A 24,645-nucleotide genomic window follows, 5' to 3' on the forward strand; every position below is an offset into this window, starting at 1 on the left:
CGGGCGCGTGCGGGTGCGCCCGGCTCCGGGGGATCGGCGATGCGCGCGAGCGGCCCGGTGGAGCGGGTGGTGCGCTGGAGCGGTGGTGCCTGGCGGGTGCTGCGGGAGTCCGCTGCGGGTGGTGCGCGGCGAGGGGGACGGGTCAGTTCGTGCGGACGGCCGGTCCGCTGGACTCGCGCATGGTGAGGGTGGGGCGCAGCAGGGTCAGCCCGGAGGTGTCCTCGCCGCCGGCCTGGGCCATCAGCAGCTCGACCGCCCGGCGGCCCATCTCCTGGGCGGGGATGGAGACCGAGGTGAGCTGCGGGGCGGAGTGCAGGGCCACCTCGTCGGGGCAGATCGCCACGACCGAGACGTCCTCCGGCACGGCGCGCCCGGACTGGCGGAGCTGGCTGAGCAGGTGCGGCAGCGCGGCCTCGTTCTGCACCACGAAGCCGGTGGTGTTCGGCCGCTCCTGCAGGATGCGGGAGAGGGTTCCGCTGGCCGCCTCGAGGCCGGCCCCGCAGGGGCGGTGGAGGAAGCCGAGGCCGCGGGCGGCGGCCTGCTGGCGGAAGCCGGCCAGGGTGCGCTCGGCGAAGCCGGTGTGCCGGCGGTAGACCGATTCGGCGGCCCCGATCAGCGCCACCTCGCGGTGGCCGAGGTCGGCGAGGTGGTCGGCGGCCAGCGCGCCGGTGGCCTCGAAGTCCAGGTCGACGCAGGTGAGCCCGGCCGGGTCGGCGGGCAGGCCGATCAGCGCGGCGGCGGCCCCGGTCTGCCGCAGCAGCGGGATCCGCTCGTCCTCCAGTTCGACGTCCATGAGGATCATCGCGTCGGCCAGTCCGCTGGCGGCGACGCGCTTCACCGCGGACGGGCCCTCCTCGCTGGTGAGCAGCAGCACGTCGTGGCCGAAGCGGCGGGCGGTGGTGGTGATGGCGATGGCGATCTCCATCATCACCGGCACGAACATGTCCGTGCGCAGCGGGATCATCAGGGCGATCACATTGGAGCGGTTGCTCGCCAGTGCCCGGGCCCCGGCGTGCGGGTGGTAGCCGAGCTCGGCGATGCTGCGCTCCACCCGCAGCCGGGTGTCCTGCGAGATGGACCGCTTGCCGCTGATGACGTACGAGACCGTGCTCGGGGACACCCCGGCGTGCCGGGCTACCTGGGCGAGCGTGACCATCTGGTGCTCCATCTCGCGACACGGCCGGGCGCGGCTGGTGAAGCGCTTCGACGATGTCTGCTGTGCGGCTCGATGCTGTCCTGCCCGAGAGCTTAGAGAGGCAGATGGACTGTGTCCAGACCCGGTGTCGAAGCGCTTCACCAACTGTGCCCGGCCGTGTCGCCGGGGCCCGGAGTCCTACGCCTGACCGGTCTCGAAACGGCTGATCAGGTTGCCGTCCACGGTGAACCGCCACGCGGTGCGCATCTCGCCCCAGGTGTCGTTGCGGTAGTTGGCGATCAGGGCGAGGCCGCCGTCCTTCTCGGTCTGGACCTCGATGTGCCCGCGGGAGGAGAAGATCTCCCGCTCGGCCCAGGCCGCCAGCGGGCGGTCCGAGCCGTCGTCGGACATCGTGGCGTCCGGCGTCAGCGCGGCGAAGAACGCGGTCGGGTCTCCTCCGTTGATCGCGGCGACCAGCGCGCGGACGGCGGGATTGGACAGCTTGGCGGCGGGGATCGTCATGGTCGGGGCCTCCTCGTCCCGGGTGCACGGCACGGTGCCGTGCTTTCCAGAGAGCACGGCGCCCGCCCGGCCGCCAGCGGCGTACTCCGTCCGCGCCCCGCCTCCGCCGAGCAGGGCCCGGGCTGTGCTTTGATCCGCTTCCGGGGGGGCCACCGCGGGGAACCGCCGACGGAAGGAGTGCCCTGGATGGGGCCGGCCGAACTGATCGTCCTGACGTTCCCGCAGGAGGCCATCACCGCGGAGAGCGCCCGCGCGCTGGGCGCCCTGCGGACGGCCGGGGACATCCGGGTGATCGACGCCCTGGTGGTCGCCCGCCGGGCCGACGGCACCGTGGAGTACGCGGAGGTCGGTGAGGTGGAGCACCTGCAGGGGGTGGTCGCGGCCGGCGGCGCGGAGCTGCCGCTGATCGGGCCGGCCGACGCCGAGGAGGCGGCCGCCCTGCTCGCCCCGGGCACCGTCGCGGTGGTCGTGCTGATCGAGCACCTGTGGGCGCAGAGCGCCGCGGCCGCGCTCGGCGCGGTCGGCGGGCGGATCGCGTCCGGCGTGCGGATCCCGCCGGAGCGGATCGAGGAGGCCGTCCGCGCCGCACGCGCCCGGGCGGGCAGCGGGCGCTGAGTGTCAGGAGTCGCCCTCGGGGCGTCGGGTGTCGTCACGCGCCCCTGAGTGGCCGCCCGTACGTGGTGTGCAGACCCCTGCGCCGGGCGACGCGCGCCGGGCGGGGTGAGGGGCGCGGGCCGACCCGTGCGCGCCCGTCGGAATACTCGCACGCGTGCGCCGGAGCCTCTGGTCCCGAGCCCGGCGTTCCGCTACGGTGGGTGCATCGCCGGTCACCCGGTGCGGTAGCGGCCGGTCCACCGTTCCCAGTGCAGGTAGCCCGCCAGCCAGGCGGTCATGCCGTCGGCGTAGCGCTGCGCGATGCCGCGCTGTTCCTCGTCCAGCTCCAGCTCTCCGAAGGCGCAGGGCAGTTCGGCGAGGAGTCGGCCGTAGCGGTCGACCAGCAGCTGCGCCTCGGCGAGGACGACCGAGCAGGCCTCCTCCGGCGGGCACGAGCGTTCGCGCTGGACGATCATCACCAGGTTGTAGACGTCGCCGCGCGGCGCCTCCAACGGGTAGGAGCGGACATCGTTGCTGTACGACGGGATGTCGGCGGCCACCTGGCGCAGCTGCCGGAACACCGGGTGGTGGAAGGTGCTCTGCGGCACCGTGAACCCGCCGAGCCGCTCCAGCATGTCGAAGATGGTCTCCATGGCGGCGGTTCCCCGACGGAGCATCAGATAGCCCTCGCGGTCCGGGATGCGCCCGGAGCGCCGGCCGGCCGCCTCGGCGGGGTGGCTGGCGAAGTACCACTCCCAGTTGGCGGCGGCCCGTGCCCGCCAGCGGCCGGGCATGCCGGCCGTGGACCGTCTCCACAGGTCGGCGAAGGCCCGCTCGACCCCCGAATTGCCGTCCGGCAGGGCGCCGTGCAGGATCGCGGTCAGCCGGTCGCAGATCCGGCCCACCTCGGAGGGGCGCCGGCCCAGGTCGCTGTCGAACTGGTCGTCGAAGAGGAAGAAGAAGCCCAACATGTCTGCGGCGAGGGCGAGTTCGTCCGCCTCGATGCCGGGATGGCTGAGCGCTGCGAGTTCCGCCACCTCCCAGTGGCCGTAGACCGCGGCGTCGGCGACGTCCGCCAGCTCGCGGTGGCGGGCCAGCCAGGAGCGGTGCCGCTCGGCCGCGTGGGCGTGGTGCCCGCTGCGTCGGTGCGGGAACGGGAAGTCGAGTGAGCTGTCGTCGGACATCGTGCTCCCAGCGAGGTGACTCTCGGATCCGGTGCTGTACGTGCGCGTCGTGCGGTGAACTCCGCTGCTGATACTGGGACGTACTGAAGATCGACTGCGCCGTCCGGCCCGGCAGACTACCCGATCGGATCATCAGATGGCATGCGCACCAGGGCATTTGCCCGGGGCGTCGGGCCTCAATCCTCGACTCCGTTCGGGCCTGCACGAATGCCGCCCGCGCGGGCGTGCACGGCGCTAGGGTCGGGAACGTACCAGGATCGGAAGAGGCGGAGGCGCTGCGGTGGCGGCAGATCAGAACGGCCAGGGCGAGCAGGAGTACGTCGCCTCGCCGACCGAGGAGACTCTCCGCGAGCGGGACGCGGAACTGCACGCCGCCGACGAGGCGGTCGCCCGGCTCTGCCGCAAGTTCGCCGCCGGCGGCACCGAGATCGGCGAGGTCCTCTGCTACTCCGGCCCCGGCGGCATGGGCAAGACCTCGCTGCTGCACCGGGTGCGCCGCCTCGCCAAGCTCCAGCCCGACTGCACCGTGCTCTTCGCCCGCGGCGGCGAACGCCAGCGCAACGAGCCCTTCCGGGTGCTGCGCCAACTGCTCCAGCCCGTCCTCGGCGCGCTGCCCGAGGACGAGAAGCAGGAGGTCTTCGGCAACTGGTACGGCATCGTCGGCCCCGCCATCGGCCTCGTCCCGCCCTCCGACGAACTGGAGCCGCTCGACCCGCAGGGCGTGCGCGACGGTCTCGACTTCGTCTTCACCCAACTCGCGCCGCGCCGCGCGCCGTTGGTGATGGTGGTGGACGACCTGCACTGGGCCGACCAGGAGTCGCTCAGCTGGCTCGCCGCCTTCGCCGTCCGCTCCCGCGAACTCCCCGTGCTGCTCGTCCTCGCCTACCGCGACGAGTTCGACCACAAGGCGCACGCCCTGCGGCACCAGGTCGAGTCGATCGCGCAGCAGCGGCACGAACTGCGCCGCCTCACCCCGGACACCGTCGCCGACCTCGTCCGCACCGAACTCGGCGGCGAGGCCGAGGACGCCTTCTGCCGCCAGGTCTGGGCCGTCACCGGCGGCACCCCGTACGAGGTCGTCGCGCTGCTCCGCGAGGTCCGCGACCAGGCGCTGGAGCCCAGCGAGGAGAACTCCCGCCGGCTGCACGACCTCGCCGCCGCCGCCCGCGGCGAGACGCTGCAGCACTGGCTCGACAAGCTCGGCCCCACCACACTGCGTTTCGCCTGGGCCGCCGCCCTGCTCGGCACCGACATCCGGCAGAGCCTCGCCGCCACCATCTCCGCCCAGGGCCCCGACCAGGCCGAGGAGTCCGTCCGCCAGCTGCGCCGCCAGCGTGTCCTCACCAGCCAGCCCAACGGCCGGCTCGAGTTCGTCCACCCGCTGATCGGCACCTCGATCTACCTGACCATGCCGGCCGCGACCAAGACGGCCATGCACGGCATCGCGGCCACCGCGATCGAGAACGCCGGCGGCTCGATGCTCGCCGCCTCCCGGCACCTGCTGGAGGTGCTGCCCGAGGGCGACGACGCGATCGTCCGCAAGCTGCGCAAGGCCGCCCAGGAGCACCTCGCGATCGGCGCCCCCGACGCCGCCAAGCGCTGCCTGGAGCGCGCCCTCAACGAGCCGCCGGACGAGGACATCCGCGCCGAGGTGATGTACGAGCTCGGCTGCTCCGCCCTGCTCACCGACCCGGCCGCCACGGTCAACCAGCTCACCATCGCGCTGGAGCAGGAGAACGGCCTCGGCGCCGAACTGCGGGTCGACGCCACCTTCCGGCTCTCCGAGGCGCTGGCCCACGCCGGGCAGCTGACCCGGGCCGCGGAGATCTGCCAGGAGGAGGCCGACCGCACCCCGCCCGGCCCCGGCCGGCTGCGGCTGCAGGCCGCGCACTTCATGTGGGCCGCCTTCCAGCGCGACGAGGACGACGCCGGCGCCCGCTCCGACCGGCTGGAGCAGCTCGCCCACTCGCTCACCGGCCGGGACAGCGCCGAACGCGCCGTGATGGCGATGCGCGCCTGGGACCTCACCCTGCGCGGCGAGTCCGCCGCCCGTGCCGTCGAACTCGCCGACCGGGCCCTGGTCGGCGGCCGGCTGCCCACCGAGCTCGGCTGGACGGGCACCACCTGGGGCTTCGAACTGCCCGCCCTGATCGGCCTCACCCTCACCTACACCGACGAACTCATCCGTGCCGAACGGCTGTTCTCCGACGCGATCATGGAGTTCGAGATCGCCGGCTGGAGCGGCGCCCACCGCGGTTTCGCCTACTTCCTGATGGGCCTGGTCCGGTTCCGCCGCGGATTCCTGCTGGAGGCCGAGGACTTCCTCCGCCGCGGCCTGCGGATCTCCGAGCGGATCGCTCCCGACCTGCTGCTGCAGTGGGACATCGTCGGCGTCCTCGCCGACACCCTGCTCGCCCGCGGCCGCGTCCAGGAGGCCTGGGAGCTCGCCGAGCAGTACCGCTTCGCACCGCCCTACCACCCCACCGCCATGGTGCTGCCCGACGCGCCCACCCTCTACGGCAAGCTGCTGCTGGCCCGCGGCGAACTCACGGAGGCCGCCAAGGTGCTCCACCAGGTCGGCGACCAGCTCACCGCCCGCGGCCGGCACAACACCGTCTGGGCGCCCTGGGCCGGCCACCTCGCACTCGCGCTCGCCCCGGACGATCCGGACGCCGCCCGCGAGTACGCACAGCTCGCGGTCGACCGCGCCCGGCACTTCGGCTCCGCCTCCGCGGTCGGCGCCGCCCTGCGACTGCAGGCCGCCGTCACCGACGGCCCGGTCGCCGTCGACCTCCTGGAGGAGGCCGTCTCGGTGCTCGGCCAGTCCCCGGCCGGCCACGAGCACGCCCACGCACTGGTCGACCTCGGCGCGGCGCTGCGCCGCAGCGGCCGGCTGGTGGGCGCCGGCGAATACCTCTACCAGGGCATGGAACTCGCCCAGCAGTGCGGCGCCGACGGCCTGGTCGCCCGCGCCCGGCGCGAACTCGCCGTCTCCGGGCTGCGCCCCAACCGGCTGCGCACCCTCTCCAAGGACGCGCTCAGCCAGCACGAGTGGGAGGTCGCCGAGCTCGCCGTCCGCGGCCTGCCGCCGCAGCGGATCGCCGAACACCTCGACCTGCCGCTCAGCCTGGTGCACCGCCGGCTGGCCGCCGTGCACCGCAAAGCGGGCACCGGGCCGGAGGGCCTGGCGGCCGCCCTCGAGCTGCCCGACAAGGACTCCCGTACCGACGACGGCCTCTGACCACCGCAGGCAGCGGCCGACCGGCCGGGGCACGTACCGCGCAGCAGCGCCGTACCGGGCCCCGGTCGGGCTAGGCTGCTCCTGGAGCGACAAGATCGCCCATAATCGAACAGCTGTCGAGGTGAGGCGGTTGCGGCCGCTTCGGTGAGGAGCAGGCCATGGCGGCATCCGCACAGGCCACGGAGGTCGGGCACGGGCCCTTCGAACCCAGCGGCGCGGGCGCGGCGATCGAGCGCTGGACCTTGCGCAACGGCCCGCTGCAGGCCGACGTCCTCACCCTCGGCGCCACCCTGCACACCCTCACCGCGCCCGACCGCTCCGGCACGCCCGGCCAGATCCTGCTCTCCACCGACGAACTCCCGCAGATCCTCGGCGCCGCCCGCCACTACGGCACCACCGTCGGCCGCTACGCCAACCGCATCGCCGACTGTCGGATCACCATCGACGGCGAGGACCACCCGCTCGCCCCCACCGGCAACGGCGTCACCCTGCACGGCGGCCCGGACGGCTTCGCGCACCGCATCTGGGAGGCCGAGGAGATCCCCGGCGGCGTCCGGCTGAGGCTGCACAGTCCCGACGGGGACCAGGGCTTCCCCGGCGGCCTCGACGTCACGGTCTCCTACACCCTCTCCGCGGACGCGCTGACCATCGACTACCACGCCGTCACCAGCAAGCCCACAGTGGTCAACCTGACCAACCACGCCTACTTCAACCTCGCCGGCGAGGGCAGCGGGGACGTGCTCGGCCACCTGCTCACCCTGGACGCCGACCACTACACCCCGGTGGACGCCCGGCAGATCCCGCTCGGCCCGTTCGAGGCGGTGGCCAGCACCCCCTTCGACTTCACCACCGCGCGACCGCTCGGCAAGGGCATCGCCGAGAACCACCCGCAGATCGTCGCCGCCCGCGGGTACGACCACAACTGGGTGCTGCGCGACCGCCCGGCCGACGGCACCCCGGCCCGCGCCGCCCTGCTGGAGGACCCGGAGAGCGGCCGCACCCTGGAGGTGCTCACCACCGAGCCGGGCATCCAGGTCTACACCGCCAACGGCTTCCACGGCGCGGTCGCCGGCGCCCGCGGCGTCTCGTACGGCCCCTACGCCGGCGTCGCCCTGGAGACCCAGCACCACCCGGACTCGCCGCACCGGCCCTCCTACCCGTCGACGCTGCTGCGGCCGGGCGAGGAGTTCCGCTCGACCACGGTGCTGCGCCTCGGAACCGCCTGAGAGCGGAGGCCGGAGGCGGGCCGGGTGCCCGTCCGCCGAGACCGGTTGCTGAAAGCTCCGCAACGACGGCCCGTGCCGCCGGGGACCCCCCGGTCGGCGCGGGCCGTTCGCATGCCCGGGTTGAGCTGGAGTGATGCAGGCCACCGGGATCGACACGGTGATTCGCGGGTCGGCAACTCGGAGGACACGCGGATGTAACGATCTGAATGACGCTTGCAGAAAGTTGCTGCAAGGGCTTTCAGGTTGGCTTTCGCCGCTGTTACGTTCCTCCACAAGCCCGACGGCGGCAACGGCGCAGTCGGCACGGGACAGCCATTATGCGCGGTCCTCCACCAATTCGGGCACCCCCACCTTTCCTAGGAGTTCTCATGCGGCGTGGCATCGCGGCCTCCGCTCTCGTTGCGGCCCTTGCGGTATCTCTTGCAGCCTGTGGCAGCAGCGGCTCCGGCTCGGACGCCAAGGGCGACGGCGGACCGGTCACCATCACCTACTGGGACACGTCCAACGCCACCAACGAGGCTCCGACCTACCAGGCGCTCGTCCAGAAGTTCGAGGCCGCCAACCCGAACATCAAGGTCAACTTCGTCAACGTGCCGTTCGACCAGGCGCAGAACAAGCTGCAGACCGCGATGGGCGCCAAGGGCGCCCCGGACGCCTTCCGCGCCGAGGTCGGCTGGACCTCCGCCTTCGCCAAGGCCGGCTTCCTGGAGCCGCTGGACGGCACCCCGGCGCTCCCCGACGCGTCCTCCTTCCAGCCGAGCCTGATCCAGCAGGCCAAGTACGACGGCAAGACGTACGGCGCCCCGCTGGTCACCGACACCCTCGGCCTGCTCTACAACAAGGAGCTCTTCGCCAAGGCCGGCATCACCAAGGCCCCCGCCACCTGGGACGAGCTCAAGGCCGACGCCGCCCTGGTCAAGGAGAAGGCCGGCGTGGACGGCTTCTTCATGCGGGCCGGCGACGGCTACTTCGCCATGCCGTTCCTGTTCGGCGAGGGCACCAACATGGTCGACGCGGCGGGCAAGAAGATCACCGTCAACTCGCCCGAGGCCGTCAAGGCCATCGAGACCTACAAGACGATGTTCACCGCGCCCGGCACCGCCAAGGCCGACGTGACCACCGACTCGTACGCCCACATGATGGACGCCTTCAACACCGGCAAGGTCGCGATGATCATCCAGGGTCCCTGGGAGATCACCAACATCTACAAGGGCACCGCGTTCGCGAACAAGGCCAACCTCGGCATCGCGGCCGTCCCGGCCGGCTCCACCGGCAAGGCCGGCGCCCCCACCGGCGGCCACAACGTCTCCGTCTACGCCGGCTCCGACGCCGCCCACAAGGCCGCTGCCGAGAAGCTCGCCGCGTTCCTGACCTCGGCCGAGAGCCAGACCACCCTCGCGCTGAAGAACTCCACCCTGCCGACCCGCGGCGACGCCTACACCGCCGAGGTGAAGGCCAACCTGGGCATCGCCGGCTACCAGGCCATCCTGGGCTCCGCCCAGCCGCGGCCCGAGCTGCCCGAGTACTCCTCGCTGTTCGGCTCGATCGGCACCAACCTCGGCAAGATCGTCCAGGGCCAGTCCGACACCAAGGCCGGCCTGGACGCCACCGCCGTCGACTACGCGAAGCTCCTCCCCGGCTTCGCCAAGTAAGCCCTCCGGCCGCCCGGCCCACCCCTGGTGGGCCGGGCGGCCGTCGGCCACCCCCGTACGAAGACCCAGTCGCCGACGCGAGACGGCGGACCTCCCGAAAAGGTGTCAACAATGGCAGTCGCCGTGCAGGGCGCTCCCGGTAAGAGCCGCCGCGGCCGCGAACCGCGTCCGGGCCTCGTGCAGCGCCTCAAGCTCTCGTACAGCAAGTACTGGTACGCCTACGCCATGATCGCGCCGGTCGTGATCGTGCTCGGCGTGCTGGTCGGCTACCCGCTCGTGCGCGGCGTCTACCTGACGCTCACCGACGCCACCAGCCTCAACACCGGCCGCCAGATCGGCGTCAACCACATCCCGGACAGCTTCAACTTCGTCGGCCTGCACAACTACGCCGACGTGCTCTGGGGCCCCGGCTCGTACGACCGCTTCTGGTCGCACTTCGTGTGGACGATCGCCTGGACGGCCATCTGCGTCGTCCTGCACTACACCATCGGCCTCGCCCTCGCCCTGCTGCTCAACCAGAAGCTCCGCGGCCGCGGCCTCTACCGCATGATGCTCATCCTGCCCTGGGCCGTGCCGACCTTCGTGACCGTGTTCTCCTGGCGCCTGATGCTCGCCGACGGCGGCGCGATCAACGGCATCCTCGGCTCGGTCGGCCTGCCCGAGCCCGGCTGGCTCTCCGACCCGCTGGCCCAGAAGGCCGCCGCGATCACCGTCAACACCTGGGTCGGCGTGCCCTTCATGATGGTCTCCCTGCTCGGCGGCCTGCAGTCCATCCCGGCCGAGCTGTACGAGGCCGCCGAGATGGACGGCGCCTCCCCGTGGCAGCGCTTCCGCTACGTCACCCTGCCGGGCCTGCGCACCGTCAGCAGCACCGTCGTCCTGCTCGGCGTCATCTGGACGTTCAACCAGTTCGCCGTCATCTTCCTGCTGTTCGGCAACGGCGCGCCCGACGCCCAGATCCTGGTCACCTGGGCCTACCGCCTCGGCTTCGGCCAGATGCCCCGCGACTACGCGCAGTCCGCCACCTACGGCGTCCTGCTGCTCTCGCTCCTGATCGTCTTCACCAGCTTCTACCGCCGTTGGCTGGCCCGCAACGAGCAGGCGAACGGCTGACCGCCGCGCGCATCCAGCAGACCAGCGACATCCACGAGGCAGGTACCCGATGACCACCACCACCGAACGCCCGGCCGCCCGCTCCGCGGCCGCCCACGCCGCCCGGCCGGCCAAGGTCCGCGGCCGTGAGCAGCGCAGCCCGCTCGCCACCGTGCTCAGCCACCTCGCGCTGATCACCGCCAGCCTGATCGCGCTCTTCCCCGTCGTCTACATCGCCTACATCTCGCTCGGCCCCGACGACATGGACTACCTGCACCCGGGTCAGATCCTCGGCAAGGCCACCCTGTCGAACTACACCACGGTGCTCAACGACACCGACTTCTTCAGCTGGTTCGGCAACTCGGTGATCGTCGCCGGCGGCACCACCGTCGTCGGCGTCATGCTCGCCGCGAGCACCGGCTACGCCGTCTCCCGGATGCGCTTCGCCGGCCACAAGCAGCTGATGTGGACGCTGCTGGTGACCCAGATGTTCCCGATCGCCGTGCTGATCGTGCCGATGTACTACATCCTGTCCAGCCTCCAGCTGCTGGACAGCTACTTCGGCCTGATCCTGGTCTACTCGGGCACCACCGTCCCGTACTGCGCCTGGCTGCTGAAGGGCTACTTCGACACCATCCCGGTGGAGATCGACGAGGCCGGCCGGGTCGACGGGCTCTCCCCGTTCGGCACGTTCTGGCGGCTGATCCTGCCGCTTGCCCGCCCGGGCCTGGCCGTCGCCGCCTTCTACTCCTTCCTCACCGCCTGGGCCGAGGTCGCGTTCGCCTCGACGTTCATGCTCAGCTCCGACAAGTACACCCTCGCGGTCGGCCTGCAGTCCTTCATCAGCGAGCACGACCACCAGTGGCAGCTCATGGCCACCACCTCGGTGCTGATCGCGCTGCCCGCCGCCCTGGTCTTCTACCTCGTCCAGCGCCACCTCGTCACCGGACTGACCGCCGGTGCCGCCAAGTCCTGACAGCTGCGCGCCCTGAACGGCCGAAGTACCGGCCGTCGCTGACGGGCTGACGTACCGTCACACCACGCTCTGTTCGCCACGAATCCCCAAGGGATGACTGACCCATGACCCAGAACCTGGCCGACGCCTCCCGGCCCGCCCCCGTCCCCGCCGCCGAGCCCCTCGCAGCGAGTGCGGGCGCGAGCAGAGGCTGGTGGCGGGATGCGGTCATCTACCAGGTGTACCCGCGCAGTTTCGCCGACTCCAACGGCGACGGCATGGGCGACCTGCCGGGCATCCGAAGCCGCCTGCCCTACCTGCGCGACCTCGGCGTCGACGCGGTCTGGCTCTCCCCGTTCTACGCCTCCCCGCAGGCCGACGCCGGCTACGACGTCTCCGACTACCGCGCGGTGGACCCGATGTTCGGCACCCTGCTGGACGCCGACGGGCTCATCCGGGACGCGCACGGGCTCGGCCTGCGGATCATCGTCGACCTCGTCCCCAACCACTCCTCCGACCAGCACGAGTGGTTCCAGCGCGCGCTGCGCGAGGGCCCTGCGTCCCCTCTGCGCGACCGCTACCACTTCCGTCCCGGCAAGGGCGAGAACGGCGAGCTGCCGCCCAACAACTGGGAGTCGATCTTCGGCGGTCCGGCCTGGACCCGCTCCGTCAACCCGGACGGCACCCCGGGCGAGTGGTACCTGCACCTCTTCGCCCCCGAGCAGCCCGACTTCAACTGGGAGAACCGGGCCGTCGCCGACGAGTTCCGCTCGATCCTGCGGTTCTGGCTGGACATGGGCGTCGACGGCTTCCGGATCGACGTCGCGCACGGCATGGTCAAGGAGGCCGGCCTGCCCGACATCGGCGCCGGCGACCAGCTCAAGCTGCTCGGCAGCGACGTGATGCCCTTCTTCGACCAGGACGGCGTCCACGAGATCTACCGCGAGTGGCGCAAGATCCTCGACGAGTACCCGGGCCAGCGGATCGGCGTCGCCGAGGCGTGGACCCCGACCGTCCGGCGCACCGCCAACTACGTCCGCCCCGACGAGCTGCACCAGGCCTTCAACTTCCAGTACCTGGGCACCTCCTGGGACGCCGCCGAGCTGCGCGAGGTGATCGACGTCTCGCTCGACTCGATGCGCCCGGTCGACGCCCCCACCACCTGGGTGCTCTCCAACCACGACGTCACCCGGCACGCCACCCGGTTCGCCAACGAGCCGGGCCTCGGCACCCAGATCCGCACCGCCGGCGACCGCGAGCTCGGCCTGCGCCGCGCCCGCGCCGCCAGCCTGCTGATGCTGGCCCTGCCCGGCTCCGCGTACGTCTACCAGGGCGAGGAGCTCGGCCTGCCGGACGTCACCGACCTGCCCGACGAGGTCCGCCAGGACCCGTCCTTCTTCCGGGCCTCCGGCCAGGACGGCTTCCGCGACGGCTGCCGGGTGCCGATCCCGTGGTCCGGCACCGAGGCCCCGTACGGCTTCGGCCCCGCCGCGGGCGGCCCGAGCTGGCTGCCGCAGCCGGCCGAGTGGGCCGAGCTCAGCGTCGAGGTCCAGACCGGCGACCCGACCTCCACCCTGGAGCTCTACCGCTCGGCGCTGGCCGTCCGCCGCGAGCACCCCGCGCTCGGCGCCGGCACCGAGGTGACCTGGCTGGAGTCGCCGGAGGGCGTCCTCGCCTTCCGCCGGGACAGCGCGCAGGGCTCGTTCGTCTGCACCTCCAACACCACCGGGGAGCCGGTCCGGATCACCGCCCCCGGACGTATCCTGCTGTCCTCCGCGGACACCGGGGCCGTGGACGGCGAGATTCTGCTGCCGGCGGACAGCACCGTATGGTGGGCGGTCTGAGATGGTTGCAATAGGCTCTGGGGTCGTGACTACAGCGCGACTCTCGGACATCGCGGCGCAGGCGGGGGTCAGCGAAGCCACCGTCAGCCGCGTCCTCAACGGCAAGGCGGGTGTCTCCGCAACGACCCGGCAGACCGTGCTGGCCGCCCTCGACGTGCTCGGGTACGAGAGGCCCACCCGGCTGCGGCAGCGCAGCGCGGGCCTGATCGGCCTGATCACCCCGGAGCTCAGCAACCCGATCTTCCCTGCGCTCGCGCAGGTGATCGAGCAGGTGCTCAGCCGGCACGGCTTCACGCCGGTCCTGTGCACCCAGACCCCCGGCGGCTCCACCGAGGACGAACTGGTGGAGATGCTGGTCGAGCGCGGAGTGGCGGGCATCGTCTTCGTCTCCGGCCTGCACGCCGACACCACGGCCGACCACGAGCGGTACAACAAGCTGATCGGCCGGCAGGTGCCGTTCGTGATGATCAACGGCTACAGCGAGCGGATCGCCGCGCCGTTCATCTCGCCGGACGACCGGGCCGCGATGTGGATGGCCGTCCAGCACCTGGTCGAGCTCGGCCACACCAAGATCGGCCTCGCGGTCGGCCAGAAGCGGTACGTGCCGGTGCTCCGCAAGATCGAGGGCTTCCGGGCGGCCGTCCAGGAACTCCTCGGGCTGACCGCGGAGGAGGCCGACGGCTGGGTCCACCACACGCTGTTCAGCGTGGAGGGCGGGCACGCCGCGGCCGGCGCGCTGCTCGACAAGGGCGCCACCGCGATCGTCTGCGGGAGCGACATGATGGCGCTCGGCGCGATCCGGGCCGCCCGGCAGCGCGGGCTCTCCGTGCCGCAGGACGTCTCGGTGGTCGGGTTCGACGACTCGCCGCTGATAGCGTTCACCGAGCCGCCGCTGACCACGATCCGCCAGCCGGTCGAGGCGATGGCCACCGCCGCGGTGGACGCCCTGCTGGAGGAGGTCGGCGGCAACCCCGCGCAGCGCGCGGAGTTCATGTTCCAGCCGGAGCTCGTGATGCGCGGCTCCACCGGCGCCAGCGTGCGCTGACACCCCGCCACCCGGCCCATGGCCGGAGGCACACGGCTGCGGCCCCGGAGAGCTCTCTCTCCGGGGCCGCAGGCGTTCCCGGGGCCCGGTGTCCCCGACGCCCCCGGGCGGCGGTCCGGTCAGCCCTCCTCGACGGTGCGGTGCGGGCGGGCGGTGCGTTCGGCGTCGGCGGCGTCCCCGGTGCGGGCCTCGGTGCGCCGGCTGCGGGCCAGGTAGTCGCGGACGATGAGCTCGACCGCGTCCTGCGGGTTGCCCGCCCCGGCGGCCAGCATGACCTCGATCGCCAGATCGGCGTCCAGCGTGACGGTGACCTTCGCTGCCATGGCGACTCCTCAACTCCGTGGGAGCGTCAGCCTATCCGCGCGGGCAGGCCGATGCCCCGGAGCGGCGGGAGGCCGCTCCGGGGCATCGGAGGGGAGAGGAGCGCCCGGGCCGTGGGACCCGTGTACGGCCGACGGGCGCGGGGATGCCGGCGTGCGGGACGCCGGCACCGAGCCGGGATCAGACCCGGCCGGCGAAGTCCGGCGCCCAGTTGGCGATCGTCTGGACGCGGACACCGGCGCTCGGGTTGGCGGCCTCGACGTACTTGCCGTCACCGATGTACATGGCGACGTGGTGCACACCGGAGTTGGCACCGTTGCTGGACCAGAACAGCAGGTCGCCCGGCTGCAGGCTGTCCAGCGAGACGCGGGTGGAGTAGTCGGCCTGGTCGGCGGCGACGCGCGGGACGGAGATGCCCGCGGCGCGCAGCGCGGCCTGGGTCAGCCCGGAGCAGTCCCAGCCGCCGTTGCCGGTGCCGCCGTAGATGTAGGCCTGGCCCACCTTGGAGAGCGCGAAGTTGACCGCGGCGGCCTTGGAGCCGGTGGCGGTCTGCGCGGCCGGGGTGGTGGTGCTCGCCTTGACCGCCGTGGTGGCGGGCTTGGCGGCCGGCTGGGCGGCGGCCGGAGCGGCCTGGGCGGCCTGGGCGTGCTGCGCACCGGTGCCCAGGGACAGCTTCTGGCCCGGGTAGATGGTGTGCGGACCGCTGGTCAGGACCGACTTGTTGATCTCGTAGAGCTTCTGCCAGCCACCCTGGACGTGGTTGCGCTCCGCGATGGTCGACAGCCAGTCGCCGGCCCGCACGGTGTAGGTGGCGCCGTGGGAGCGGTTGCCCTGCCAGGACTTCTTGCCCTGCCAGGCCTTGCCGTCCTGGGAGGTGCCGGCGGAGGCGGTCGAGCCGCTGCCGGTGGAGGCGGCCGGGGCGGCCGGAGCGGCCGGCTTGGCGGCGGTGCTGCTGCCGGTGGAGGCCGCCGGGGCGGTGGTGGAGGCCGAGCCGCCGGGGTTGATCTCGGGGGCCGGACCACCCTTGGTCAGACCGGCCTTGACGGAGCAGACGGGCCAGGCGCCGGGGCCCTGGACGGCGAGGACCTTCTCGGCGATGGCGATCTGCTGGTCCTTGGTGGCCAGGTCGGCGCGGGAGGCGTAGCTGCCGCCGCCGAAGGAGGACCAGGTGCTGTTGGTGAACTGGAGGCCACCGTAGAAGCCGTTGCCGGTGTTGATGTGCCAGTCGCCGGAGGACTCGCACTGGGCGACCTTGTCCCAGGTGGAGACCGAGGCGGCGGAGGCGCTGCCGACGGCCAGCGACGGGATGGTGAGGCCGATGCCGACGACGCCGGTGGTGGCGAGAATGCGTCGGCCGCGCTTGGAGTTGATGGACAGCATGAAGCAGCGTTCCTCTCCCACGCCTGCGAGGTGAGCTGTCGGATTCGGGCTGGAGTTGCCCGGCCGCACGCACGGATTCCGGCGATCTCTCGCCGTTTCCGCGCGCGCGGCTTCACCCCAAGCCGGGGAGCGGCGCTGGACCGCTCCCGGGCGACTTACCTGGTTCCCCCGCCCCTGCCGAAGTGCGTTTCGCTTGCCAGTCGGACCGCCGGCAGGACTCGGCGTTCGGGCCAACTGGGTCCGTGTGACCACGAACGTGGGAGGACATTAGACAGAGTTAAGTTCAAACCGCAAACATGTGTGATGCCGGTCACAGGTGATCTTGGCGTAATTCATGATCGATTCCTTGATATCCCCGTGATCGACTTTCGCCGCTTTCGTGCAAATCCCGTCCGGGAAAACCGGCTTGTTTATGCTTCAGGCAGCGGGGGCCGGGCGGCGACCCGGGGGAGGGGTCGACCGGTCATGGACGAGCGCGACGGGCGCCGCGAGGCGGAGACCGACGGGATGTCGCGGAGGCCGGTCCCGCACCGCCGGGTGGGCCGGCGCCGGGTGCTGCTCTGGATCGGGATCTCCACCGCGGCGGTCGCGGCGGCCGGCGGCGAATGGGCCCGCCGGTCGCTCGCCTCCGAGGCGCATCCCGGCGCGTTCGGTGCCACGCCCTCCGAGGGCCCTGGCGGGGCCTCTGCCGGGCACACGCACGCCGCCCCGACCCCGGTCGACCCCTCGCCCTCCCCGGTCGATCTGACGGGCCGCCGCTGGTCCGACCCGGCCGGCTGGGGCGGCGCCGTCCCGGGCCCGAAGGGCGCCGTGCGGATCGCCGACCGCGTCCTGCTGGACGCCGACGCGACGGTCGGCTCGCTGCTGGTCGAGCCGGGCGGTTCGCTGGTCTTCGCGCCGGAGCGCAGCCTCACGCTCTCCTCGGCGGGCGGCGTCGAGGTCCGCGGCACCCTGGCGCTGGCTCCGGCGGAGGGTGCCGTGCACACCCTGCGATTTCCATCCGTGGACGAACGAACGTTCCGGGGCGGCGGCATGACGATGGTGGAGGGGGACACCGGGCTCTGGGTGACCGGCACCGGCTACCTCCGGCTGGACGGCGCCGCCAAGACCGCCTGGGCTCGCGCGGCGACCGCGCTCAAGGCCGGCGACACCGAGCTGAGCCTGGCCGAGCCGCCCACCGGCTGGCAGTCGGGCGACGAGCTGGCCGTCACTCCGACCGGACCCCCGAGCGAGGACGAATTCTCCACCCGATACGATCTGTGCACGATCAGACGGGTCGACGGCAGGACCGTCGTGCTGAGCGCACCCCTGGCCCACGCGCACCCGCGCGTCTCGGCCGGCGGCGGGGTCGCCGTCGGCGCCGAGGTGCTCAACCTGACCCGCAGCGTACGGGTCGAGGGCACCCCCCGGGGTCGCGCCCACGTCCACCTGACCAGCTCGCGGCGGGCCGATGTCCGGCACGCGGCGCTGCGCTGGCTCGGCCCGCGCCGGGCCGGCAAGGAGACCTGGAACGGCGCCCCGGTGACCGAGCCCGTCCTCGGCCGGTACGGGCTGCACTTCCACATGCTCGGCGACACCTCCCGCGGCACCGTCGTGGAGGGCGTGGTGGTCCGTGACTGCGGCAGCCACGCCTTCGTCCCGCACGCCAGCCACGGCATCACCTTCCGCAGCTGCATCAGCCACGACACCTGGGAGGACGCCTACTGGTGGGACGGCCCGCCGGACACCCGGACCCCGCAGGCACCCTCGGACGACATCACCTACGAGTCCTGCGTGGCCTCCCGCACGGTCTACGAGCCCGCCCCGCGCGGCTACCGGCTCACCGGCTTCGCACTCGGCGCCGGCACCGGCGGCACCGCCCGCGACTGCGTGGCCGTCGGCGTCCAGGGCGCCACCGGCGCCTCCGGCTACGAGTGGCCGGAGACCAGCGAGGGCGTCTGGACCTTCGAGCGCTGCCTGGCCCACAACAACCTGCAGAACGGCATCTTCGTCTGGCTGAACGCCCGTCACCACCACACCCTGGAGCGCTTCGTCGCCTACCACAACGGCGGCTGGGGCGTCGAGCACGGCGCCTATCTCAACGACTTCGACTACAACGGCGGTGTGCTGTACGGCAACGGCGCCGGGGGAGTGGCCGTGCACGCGCTCGGCCGGGAGAAGGGCACCGTCTTCGACGGCCTGCTGATCGACGCGGCAGGGCAGTCCGACTACGCGGTCGCCACGGCCAAACACCAGCTCGCCGGCGGCACGGTGACGATCAGTCGGAGCCGGATGACGGGCTACCGCAAGGCCGGGGTGGCCTTCCGCGCCACCCCGGACGGCCAGCCGGACGACATCGCCGTGCTGGACTGCTCCTTCGGCGGCAACGAGGTCTGGCTGGACCCGCAGTCCCCCCGCCCGGCCCGGATCGTCCTCCGCAAGGCCGGCGAGCGGCAGGCCGTCCAGCTGGAGCCGGGCCCGGGCAAGGCGGAGTGGAACGCCGTGGCGGCCCCCGCCACCGTGGACAGCCCGCCCCGGGCGGTCTCCGTCCCGGCGATCCGGCTCGCCGACGCCGCGGCACCGACCCGGCGGCTGCCGGTCTGAGGCCGGGGCGGGGGACGGGCGAGGGGCGAGACGGGGAACGCTGCAGCGAACGCGACACGGAACGCGGAGGGGCCCCGACCGGTGCGGTCGGGGCCCCTCCTGCGAGTTCACTGCGCGAGGCGGTGGCTCACGGCGCTCACTGCTCCGCCGCGGGCTCCTCGGCCTCGGCCTGCTCCTCGACCGGCGGCTGCGGCGGCAGCGCGGCCAGGTAGGTGGAGGCGATCAGCTGGCCGACCGTCGGGTAGGCGCCCAGCGGCGCGGCGCTCGGGCAGCCGGTCTGCTCGGCGGCCGTGGCCAGCAGCTCGGAGTCGGCCTCCGGGCCGATCACCAGCGGCGCCAGTGCGGGGCGCTCCGAACCGGTGGCCTTGAGGTGCTCGACCGCGGCGACGACCGAACCCGGGACGTCCAGGGCGGCGGCCACCACCGGCACGGCGAGGCGGGCGGCGAGCAGCACACCGGTGATCCCGGCGGCCGCGGCCGCGTCCTCGCCGCCGGAGACGGTCAGCACCACGCCGTCGGCGGAGGTCGCGATCGCGAACAGTCGGGCGCGGTCGGCGCGCGCCAGCCCGGCCTCGGAGAGGCGGACGTGCACGGCCTCGGCGAGCAGCGGGTGCGGGCCCAGCGGGTCGGTGACCGGGGATCCCGCGGCCGCGGCCACCTCGTGCAGCTCCGCCAGGAAACCGTGCGGACCGGGCAGCAGCGGCACCACGATCGGCGGCGGCGCACCGTTGCCGGCGGCCATGGCGAGCAGGTCGGCGACGGTCGGGGCGTCCTCCGCCTCGTCCGCGAGGTAGCCGGCCGCGATCTCGATACCGGGCTGCTCGCCGCGCACGACGGACAGCAGCTCGTCGACGATCGGGCGGGCCTCGGGACCGGCCGTGGCCGGAACGGCCAGCAGCAGGGCCGGGGAGCCGACCGGAACCTCCGGACGCTCGGGACGGCGGTGGCGCCCCCGCGCACGGGAGCCTGGCGTACGGACGGGCAGTGGCGCGCCCGGGATGGCTGCGGTGCTCATGGCGGAGATCGTAGGACATTCCGGGGTCCGTACTGCAGTCGACTCCCGTGAGGGCTTGGTGGTGACGGCACAAGACCGGACAAAACCCGGCAAAGCGATGCGCACTCCGTCGGAGGGGTGCGTGATGCGGCTCACAGTGGCCGATGTGACTGCGCGTAAAGCCCGCCGTCGAGCGTGAAGATCAACGGGACGCAGATCCATCCGTACCGACGGTGATCATCTACGCGGTCGTATGTGGTGTTCTGCCCCTGTTTACCCGGTCGGCGCCGGCGCTGTTCGGTGCTACTGATGAGTCAGATGCACGCGCTTTGTCCCGTGCTGATGCACGTGCAGGCCAGCTATCATCACGTCAAGTGAGGCGAACGCCAGGCTCTGGGAGACAACGATGAGTGACACGTACAACGGCATGGCCGCTGCGGACCTCGACGGAGTGGTCTGGCAGAAGAGTCGGCACAGCAACTCGCAGGGCAACTGCGTGGAGTTCGCGGCGCTCCCGACCGGCGAGGTGGCGATGCGCAACTCCCGTTTCCCGGACGGGCCGGCGCTCGTCTACACCCGGGCCGAGATAGCCGCGCTGCTGCTCGGCGCCAAGGACGGCGAGTTCGACCACCTGGCGACCTGACCGCCGGTCGCCGCCGGCGATCCGACTCGTTCATATAGGGGCCGTCGTGGGGGTCGCCACGGCGGCCCGGTTGCGCTTCGCGGGCCGGGTGGCGCGGCCCGTCCGGCGGCCACTGCCTTCCGTCGACCGCTCCCCGCCCGGGTGTCTCCCCTCGGGCGGGCCACTTCGCCGGGCGGCGCCGCAGACCGATCGGGTCCCCTCCGCCCGACCCGCCCGTTCGTGCGCCCTCCGGCGGCTCAGACGGACCGGTGCCGACCCGGTCCGGCAGCCGGCGCCGCGTCGAACAGCGCCCAGACGACCTTGCCCGCCCCGGCCAGCGGGTGCCAGCCCCAGGAACTGCTGAAGGAGTCGACCAGGTGCAGTCCGCGGCCGGACTCCGCCACGAAGTCCGCCTCCCGCGCCACCGGCCCGTGGCTGCTGGGGTCGCTCACCGCGCACACCACCTGCGGAGCCCGGTGCACCAGGCTGATGCGTATCGGAGTGCGGTCCTGTGTGCGCACCGTCTGCGCCGGCACCTGCGCCGCCGTGCCGGCGCACCCCTCGGGCACCGCACCCAGCGCGTGGCGCAGCGCATTGGTCACCAACTCCGAGGCGACCAGGGCGACATCGTCGAACAGTGAGTCGAGTCCCCAGCTCCGCAGGGTGGTTCTGGCGAAGTCCCGGGCTGATCTGACGGCTTCGTAGCGAGGGGCGAGGGTACAGCTGACCACGTACGGGTCGGCAGCGATGGCCGTACCGGTGCTCATGAAGAGCTCCTCCCATAAGGGGGCGGACACGGCGGGACCCGTCCGGGTCATGCCGGTCACCTCCGACTCGCTCGGCCGCCCGGCCGGCCGCCCGAAAACCCGGACCCGCACACGAACTCCCGGCCGCACAGGGGAGCGGCCGGGAGGGCATGGGGGGTCGCGCGTTCGGTCGACGCGAAGCCCGCGGAGTTGTCAGGTGCGTGCAAGTGCACGTGCACCATGGTCCTCTGCGCCCACTGCAGATGCAAGAGTCGATTCACGTGCAGTCGCATGTTTGGCATATGCAAGCGCCGAATGCACGTGCAAGATGGAGGATGTGATGCAGAAGTAGTAGATCGTTGCACCACTACCGGCACCGAGCGCGCCCAACTGATGGCAGACTGTGCGCTGTTTGACCCGAGGTGGAGGTTTCCGACCGCATGACCACAGTTCAGCCCGGCGGGGGCTCGATGGTGCGCCGTATCCTCCTCGGCTCGCAGCTGCGGCGCCTGCGCGAGGGACGCGGCATCACCCGCGAGGACGCCGGCTACACCATCCGCGCCTCCGAGTCGAAGATCAGCCGTATGGAGCTCGGCCGCGTCTCCTTCAAGGAACGCGACGTCGCCGACCTGCTCAGCCTCTACGGCGTCGACGACACCACCGAACGCGAAGCCCTGCTCGGCCTCGTCCGCGAGGCCAACAAGTCCGGCTGGTGGCACAGCTTCAACGACGTCCTGCCCGGCTGGTTCCAGACCTACGTCGGCCTCGAGGAGGCCGCCGCCCTGATCCGCACCTACGAGGTCCAGTTCATCCCCGGACTCCTGCAGGCCGAGGAGTACGCCCGCGCCGTCTTCGGCCAGAGCCGCCCGGCCATCAGCGCCGAGGAACTGGAGCGCCGGGTCAGCCTGCGCATGCGCCGGCAGAACCTGCTGACGGGGGACCGGAGCCCGCACCTGTGGGCCGTCATCGACGAGGCCGCGCTGCGCCGCCCGGTCGGCGGACCGGCCGTGATGCGCGCCCAGGTGCAGCACCTCATCGACATGGCCGACCGCCCCAACGTGACCGTCCAGGTGATGCCGTTCCGCTTCGGCGCCCACGCCGGCGAGAGCGGTGCCTTCTCGATCCTGCGCTTCCCCGAGCAGGACCTCGCCGACGTCGTCTACCTGGAGCAGCTCACCAGCGCCCTCTACCTGGACAAGCGCGACGACGTCGACGCCTACATCCAGGTCATGGAGCGGCTCTGCGTCGACAGCCTGACACCCGATCAGACCGTCGACCTGCTCACCTCGATCCTCAAGGACCGCTGACCGGCCGGATGCGGGCTCGGCCGGTCCTCGGGCAAAGGGGGCCTAGTGGGCGACGGGCGCCGGTGACGGCCGCAGACCGAGCGGGCGGTCGGCGAACGCCTGCTCCGGGTCGACCTCGTAGCAGAGATTGACGCTCGAGTCCCCGAGGGTGGTGTCGACGAAGCGCTGGACGTCCCCGACGGACCCGGTCTCCCAGAGGCAGGTCACGGCGGAGCCGTCGACGTGCGGGTAGAACTGGAGCACGCGGGTGCCGTCGGGCGCTCCGGTGCCGCTCATCAGGGCCTGGCCGCGGGGGAACGCGGTCTCCGGGTTCAGGATCGTGTGCTGGACCACGACATACATGGGAGTCCTCCTCGCTCGTGGTCGTTCCGTACCGACGGTTCGACGCTAGGCCTGCGGCAGCGGACGCCGCGTCGCGCAGATTCACCAAACCGGTGCGGGTGGCATGGTCAATCCTGGCCATGCGGCTCAGACGAGGCCGTGCTCCAGTGCGAAGGTGCTCGCCGCGGTGCGCGAGGAGACACCCAGCTTGCCGAAGATGTTCTGCAGGTGCCGGGCGACGGTGTGCTCGCTGATCACCAGGGCGGCGGCGATCTGCCGGTTGCTCGCGCCGCCGACCACCTCGCGGAGCACCTCGACCTCGCGCGGTGAGAGACCGTAGCCGCGCGCGCGGGCGCCGGTGTCCGGGCCGCCGTGGGCGAGGGAGTCGACGCGAGCGACGTCCGGGTCGGCCCCGAGTTCGGCGAACACCGCACGGGCCGCCTGGAGTTCGAGTGCAGCGGTGTCGTCGTCGCCGAGCGCGCGGCACGCGCGGGCCACCAGGACACGTGACCGCGCCGCCTCGTACGGCACCTCGAGCTCCTGCCACCCGTGCCACGCCCGCCGCCCCGCGGCGAGACCGGCGGCGGCGTCGCCCTTCGCCAGTGCCGCGGAGGCCACGCCGTACGCGGCCGCCGCGCGTAGCACCTCGCTGTCCTGGTGCTCGGCGACGGCCTCGAGCTGACGGGCGGCCTCGGCCGCGCCGTCGATGTCGGCGTCGGCCAGCACGATCTCGACATACGCCGGCAGCAGCGCGGCCCGCTCCAGCTCCCGGGTGTGCTCCGACACGGCACGGCGGATCGTCGCCGTTGCGGCCTCGCCGTTGCCCTGCGCCAGCCGCAGCAGCGCGAACCCAGGCTGGGGCTCGAACCCGCAGCGGTTGGCTTCCCGGTAGGCCTGCTCGGCCTCGGCCGGACGGCCCCGCAGCCGGTGGATCTCGCCCTGACGGTAGAAGGCCTGCCCGCAGGCGATCCGGTTCAGCACCCCTTGGGTGAAGCGGCCGGTGGCCCGGCAGGCCTCGTCGAGCGCGGCGGGCCAGGCGCCGCCGTACTGCAGGACCTCGGCGCGGTGCACCAGGCACAGTCCGTTGTGCGCGACCATCTGCGGTTGGCGCTCGCACCACCGGGTCAGGGCGTCCGTCCACTCGCGCACATGGCGCAGGTCGTACAGGTCGTGGCAGAAGCTGATGGTGTTGCAGTAGACGATGCCGCTGACGACGGGCGACAGCGCACCGGACTCGACGACCACGAGCGCCTCGTCCACCAGCCGGAGGCCCTCGTGCACGCGGCCCAGGTTCACCAGGGCCCGGCCCTGGTCGTCGCGCGCCAGCCACACCAGGTCGGCGTCGCCGAACCGCTCGCCGATCGCGGCGGCCTCGGCCGCCGTCGCCCGGCCGGACCGCCAGTCGCCACTGCCCATCTGGCCGAGCCACACGGGGATCAGCAGATAGCCGCGTTCGACGCAGTCCCGCCCCTCGGCCCCCAGCAGGCGCTCGCCGAGGGAGAACCAGCCGCTCGCCCGCGCACCGTGGCCCCGGAACAGCATGCTGTGGCCGATCCACACCGCGCATCGCACGGCCCGCGGCACATCGCCGGCATCGAGCCACCCCGCATGGGCGCGTTCCAACGCGGCCACGTAGTCCTCGTCGCGGCCGAGCATGTAGGCGGCTCTGGCCAGCAGCTCCAGGTCGTCTGCGCCGACCGTGGCGGCTCCGTCGGCGGCACTCAGGCTCTCGAAGGCCTCGCGCCAGGCTTCGGCGGTGTAGCACGCACGGCCCCGGACGAGATCGGTGCGGGTGTCCACGAGCCGATTATCGACCCGCCGGACGAGACCGACAGAAGAGCGGTGCAGGCCGGGCGGGCGCCGGTGGCCGGGCCCGAGCCG

At 72.5% G+C, this 24,645-nt stretch carries 20 protein-coding genes and 1 riboswitch; of the genes, 11 read left to right on the plus strand and 9 right to left on the minus strand.

Annotation, left to right across the window (positions count from 1 at the left end; all coding sequences use genetic code 11):
• Positions 1-142: 142 nt before the first annotated feature.
• Together AB0P35_RS22495 and AB0P35_RS22500 are read right to left on the minus strand one after the other, a co-directional pair.
• A complete protein-coding gene (locus AB0P35_RS22495; RefSeq protein WP_363513229.1) occupies positions 143-1,156 on the minus strand; it encodes a LacI family DNA-binding transcriptional regulator in 1,014 nt (337 codons plus the stop codon).
• A gap of 177 nt (positions 1,157-1,333) precedes the next feature.
• The gene (locus AB0P35_RS22500; protein ID WP_095877238.1) at positions 1,334-1,657 is read right to left on the minus strand and encodes a hypothetical protein; all 324 of its coding nucleotides are present in this window, start codon (positions 1,655-1,657) and stop codon (positions 1,334-1,336) included.
• 186 nt (positions 1,658-1,843) lie between these two features.
• Between AB0P35_RS22500 and AB0P35_RS22505 the strand changes: the two genes are divergently transcribed.
• Entirely contained in the window at positions 1,844-2,272 is a 429-nt protein-coding gene (locus AB0P35_RS22505; RefSeq protein WP_095876488.1) for a DUF6325 family protein, read from the plus strand.
• A gap of 212 nt (positions 2,273-2,484) precedes the next feature.
• Here AB0P35_RS22505 and AB0P35_RS22510 read toward each other — a convergent pair whose 3' ends face one another.
• A complete protein-coding gene (locus AB0P35_RS22510; protein WP_363513233.1) occupies positions 2,485-3,435 on the minus strand; it encodes a terpene cyclase in 951 nt (316 codons plus the stop codon).
• Positions 3,436-3,715: 280 nt separating this feature from the next.
• On the opposite strand from AB0P35_RS22510, the gene AB0P35_RS22515 reads away from it, so the two are divergent.
• From AB0P35_RS22515 to AB0P35_RS22545, 7 genes are all read left to right on the plus strand, one after another.
• Complete coding sequence (locus AB0P35_RS22515) at positions 3,716-6,676, plus strand: AAA family ATPase (RefSeq protein ID WP_363513236.1); 2,961 nt, start codon at positions 3,716-3,718, stop codon at positions 6,674-6,676.
• A 158-nt stretch (positions 6,677-6,834) separates the two neighbouring features.
• Positions 6,835-7,902, plus strand: a complete 1,068-nt coding sequence (locus tag AB0P35_RS22520) for an aldose epimerase family protein (RefSeq protein ID WP_363513239.1) — start codon at positions 6,835-6,837, stop codon at positions 7,900-7,902.
• 368 nt (positions 7,903-8,270) lie between these two features.
• Positions 8,271-9,554 (plus strand): extracellular solute-binding protein, encoded by a 1,284-nt coding sequence (locus AB0P35_RS22525; protein ID WP_363513242.1) that lies wholly within the window; start codon positions 8,271-8,273, stop codon positions 9,552-9,554.
• Positions 9,555-9,665: 111 nt separating this feature from the next.
• On the plus strand, positions 9,666-10,667 hold the full coding sequence (locus AB0P35_RS22530) for a sugar ABC transporter permease (protein ID WP_095876483.1): 1,002 nt from the start codon (positions 9,666-9,668) through the stop codon (positions 10,665-10,667).
• Positions 10,668-10,716: 49 nt separating this feature from the next.
• Positions 10,717-11,622, plus strand: a complete 906-nt coding sequence (locus tag AB0P35_RS22535; protein ID WP_095876482.1) for a carbohydrate ABC transporter permease — start codon at positions 10,717-10,719, stop codon at positions 11,620-11,622.
• A 104-nt stretch (positions 11,623-11,726) separates the two neighbouring features.
• Positions 11,727-13,445, plus strand: a complete 1,719-nt coding sequence (locus tag AB0P35_RS22540; protein WP_363513246.1) for a glycoside hydrolase family 13 protein — start codon at positions 11,727-11,729, stop codon at positions 13,443-13,445.
• A gap of 1 nt (position 13,446) precedes the next feature.
• Complete coding sequence (locus tag AB0P35_RS22545) at positions 13,447-14,490, plus strand: LacI family DNA-binding transcriptional regulator (RefSeq protein ID WP_095876480.1); 1,044 nt, start codon at positions 13,447-13,449, stop codon at positions 14,488-14,490.
• Positions 14,491-14,609: 119 nt separating this feature from the next.
• Here AB0P35_RS22545 and AB0P35_RS22550 read toward each other — a convergent pair whose 3' ends face one another.
• Both AB0P35_RS22550 and AB0P35_RS22555 read right to left on the minus strand, forming a co-directional pair.
• The gene (locus tag AB0P35_RS22550) at positions 14,610-14,813 is read right to left on the minus strand and encodes a hypothetical protein (RefSeq protein ID WP_363513250.1); all 204 of its coding nucleotides are present in this window, start codon (positions 14,811-14,813) and stop codon (positions 14,610-14,612) included.
• Between the two features lie 178 nt (positions 14,814-14,991).
• Positions 14,992-16,191 (minus strand): transglycosylase family protein, encoded by a 1,200-nt coding sequence (locus AB0P35_RS22555; RefSeq protein WP_363513253.1) that lies wholly within the window; start codon positions 16,189-16,191, stop codon positions 14,992-14,994.
• 5 nt (positions 16,192-16,196) lie between these two features.
• Positions 16,197-16,425, minus strand: a riboswitch (cyclic di-AMP (ydaO/yuaA leader).
• A 231-nt stretch (positions 16,426-16,656) separates the two neighbouring features.
• Here AB0P35_RS22555 and AB0P35_RS22560 point away from each other — a divergent pair.
• A complete protein-coding gene (locus tag AB0P35_RS22560; protein WP_363513256.1) occupies positions 16,657-18,774 on the plus strand; it encodes a hypothetical protein in 2,118 nt (705 codons plus the stop codon).
• 136 nt (positions 18,775-18,910) lie between these two features.
• On the opposite strand, the gene AB0P35_RS22565 is transcribed toward AB0P35_RS22560, so the two are convergent.
• Positions 18,911-19,789 (minus strand): hypothetical protein, encoded by an 879-nt coding sequence (locus tag AB0P35_RS22565; RefSeq protein WP_179419651.1) that lies wholly within the window; start codon positions 19,787-19,789, stop codon positions 18,911-18,913.
• Between the two features lie 385 nt (positions 19,790-20,174).
• On the opposite strand from AB0P35_RS22565, the gene AB0P35_RS22570 reads away from it, so the two are divergent.
• On the plus strand, positions 20,175-20,411 hold the full coding sequence (locus AB0P35_RS22570; RefSeq protein ID WP_095876476.1) for a DUF397 domain-containing protein: 237 nt from the start codon (positions 20,175-20,177) through the stop codon (positions 20,409-20,411).
• Positions 20,412-20,647: 236 nt separating this feature from the next.
• On the opposite strand, the gene AB0P35_RS22575 is transcribed toward AB0P35_RS22570, so the two are convergent.
• Positions 20,648-21,157, minus strand: coding sequence for an ATP-binding protein (locus AB0P35_RS22575; RefSeq protein WP_257019431.1), 510 nt, complete (start codon positions 21,155-21,157; stop codon positions 20,648-20,650).
• Positions 21,158-21,576: 419 nt separating this feature from the next.
• Between AB0P35_RS22575 and AB0P35_RS22580 the strand changes: the two genes are divergently transcribed.
• Entirely contained in the window at positions 21,577-22,443 is an 867-nt protein-coding gene (locus AB0P35_RS22580) for a helix-turn-helix transcriptional regulator (RefSeq protein WP_095876475.1), read from the plus strand.
• 42 nt (positions 22,444-22,485) lie between these two features.
• Here the strand turns inward: AB0P35_RS22580 and AB0P35_RS22585 are convergent, their stop codons facing one another.
• Positions 22,486-22,785, minus strand: coding sequence for a hypothetical protein (locus tag AB0P35_RS22585; RefSeq protein WP_363513261.1), 300 nt, complete (start codon positions 22,783-22,785; stop codon positions 22,486-22,488).
• Positions 22,786-22,911: 126 nt separating this feature from the next.
• The gene (locus AB0P35_RS22590; RefSeq protein ID WP_363513264.1) at positions 22,912-24,564 is read right to left on the minus strand and encodes a LuxR C-terminal-related transcriptional regulator; all 1,653 of its coding nucleotides are present in this window, start codon (positions 24,562-24,564) and stop codon (positions 22,912-22,914) included.
• Positions 24,565-24,645: the final 81 nt, after the last annotated feature.

This window comes from Kitasatospora sp. NPDC085879 (genome assembly GCF_040686255.1).
Taxonomy (GTDB): Bacteria; Actinomycetota; Actinomycetes; order Streptomycetales; family Streptomycetaceae; genus Kitasatospora.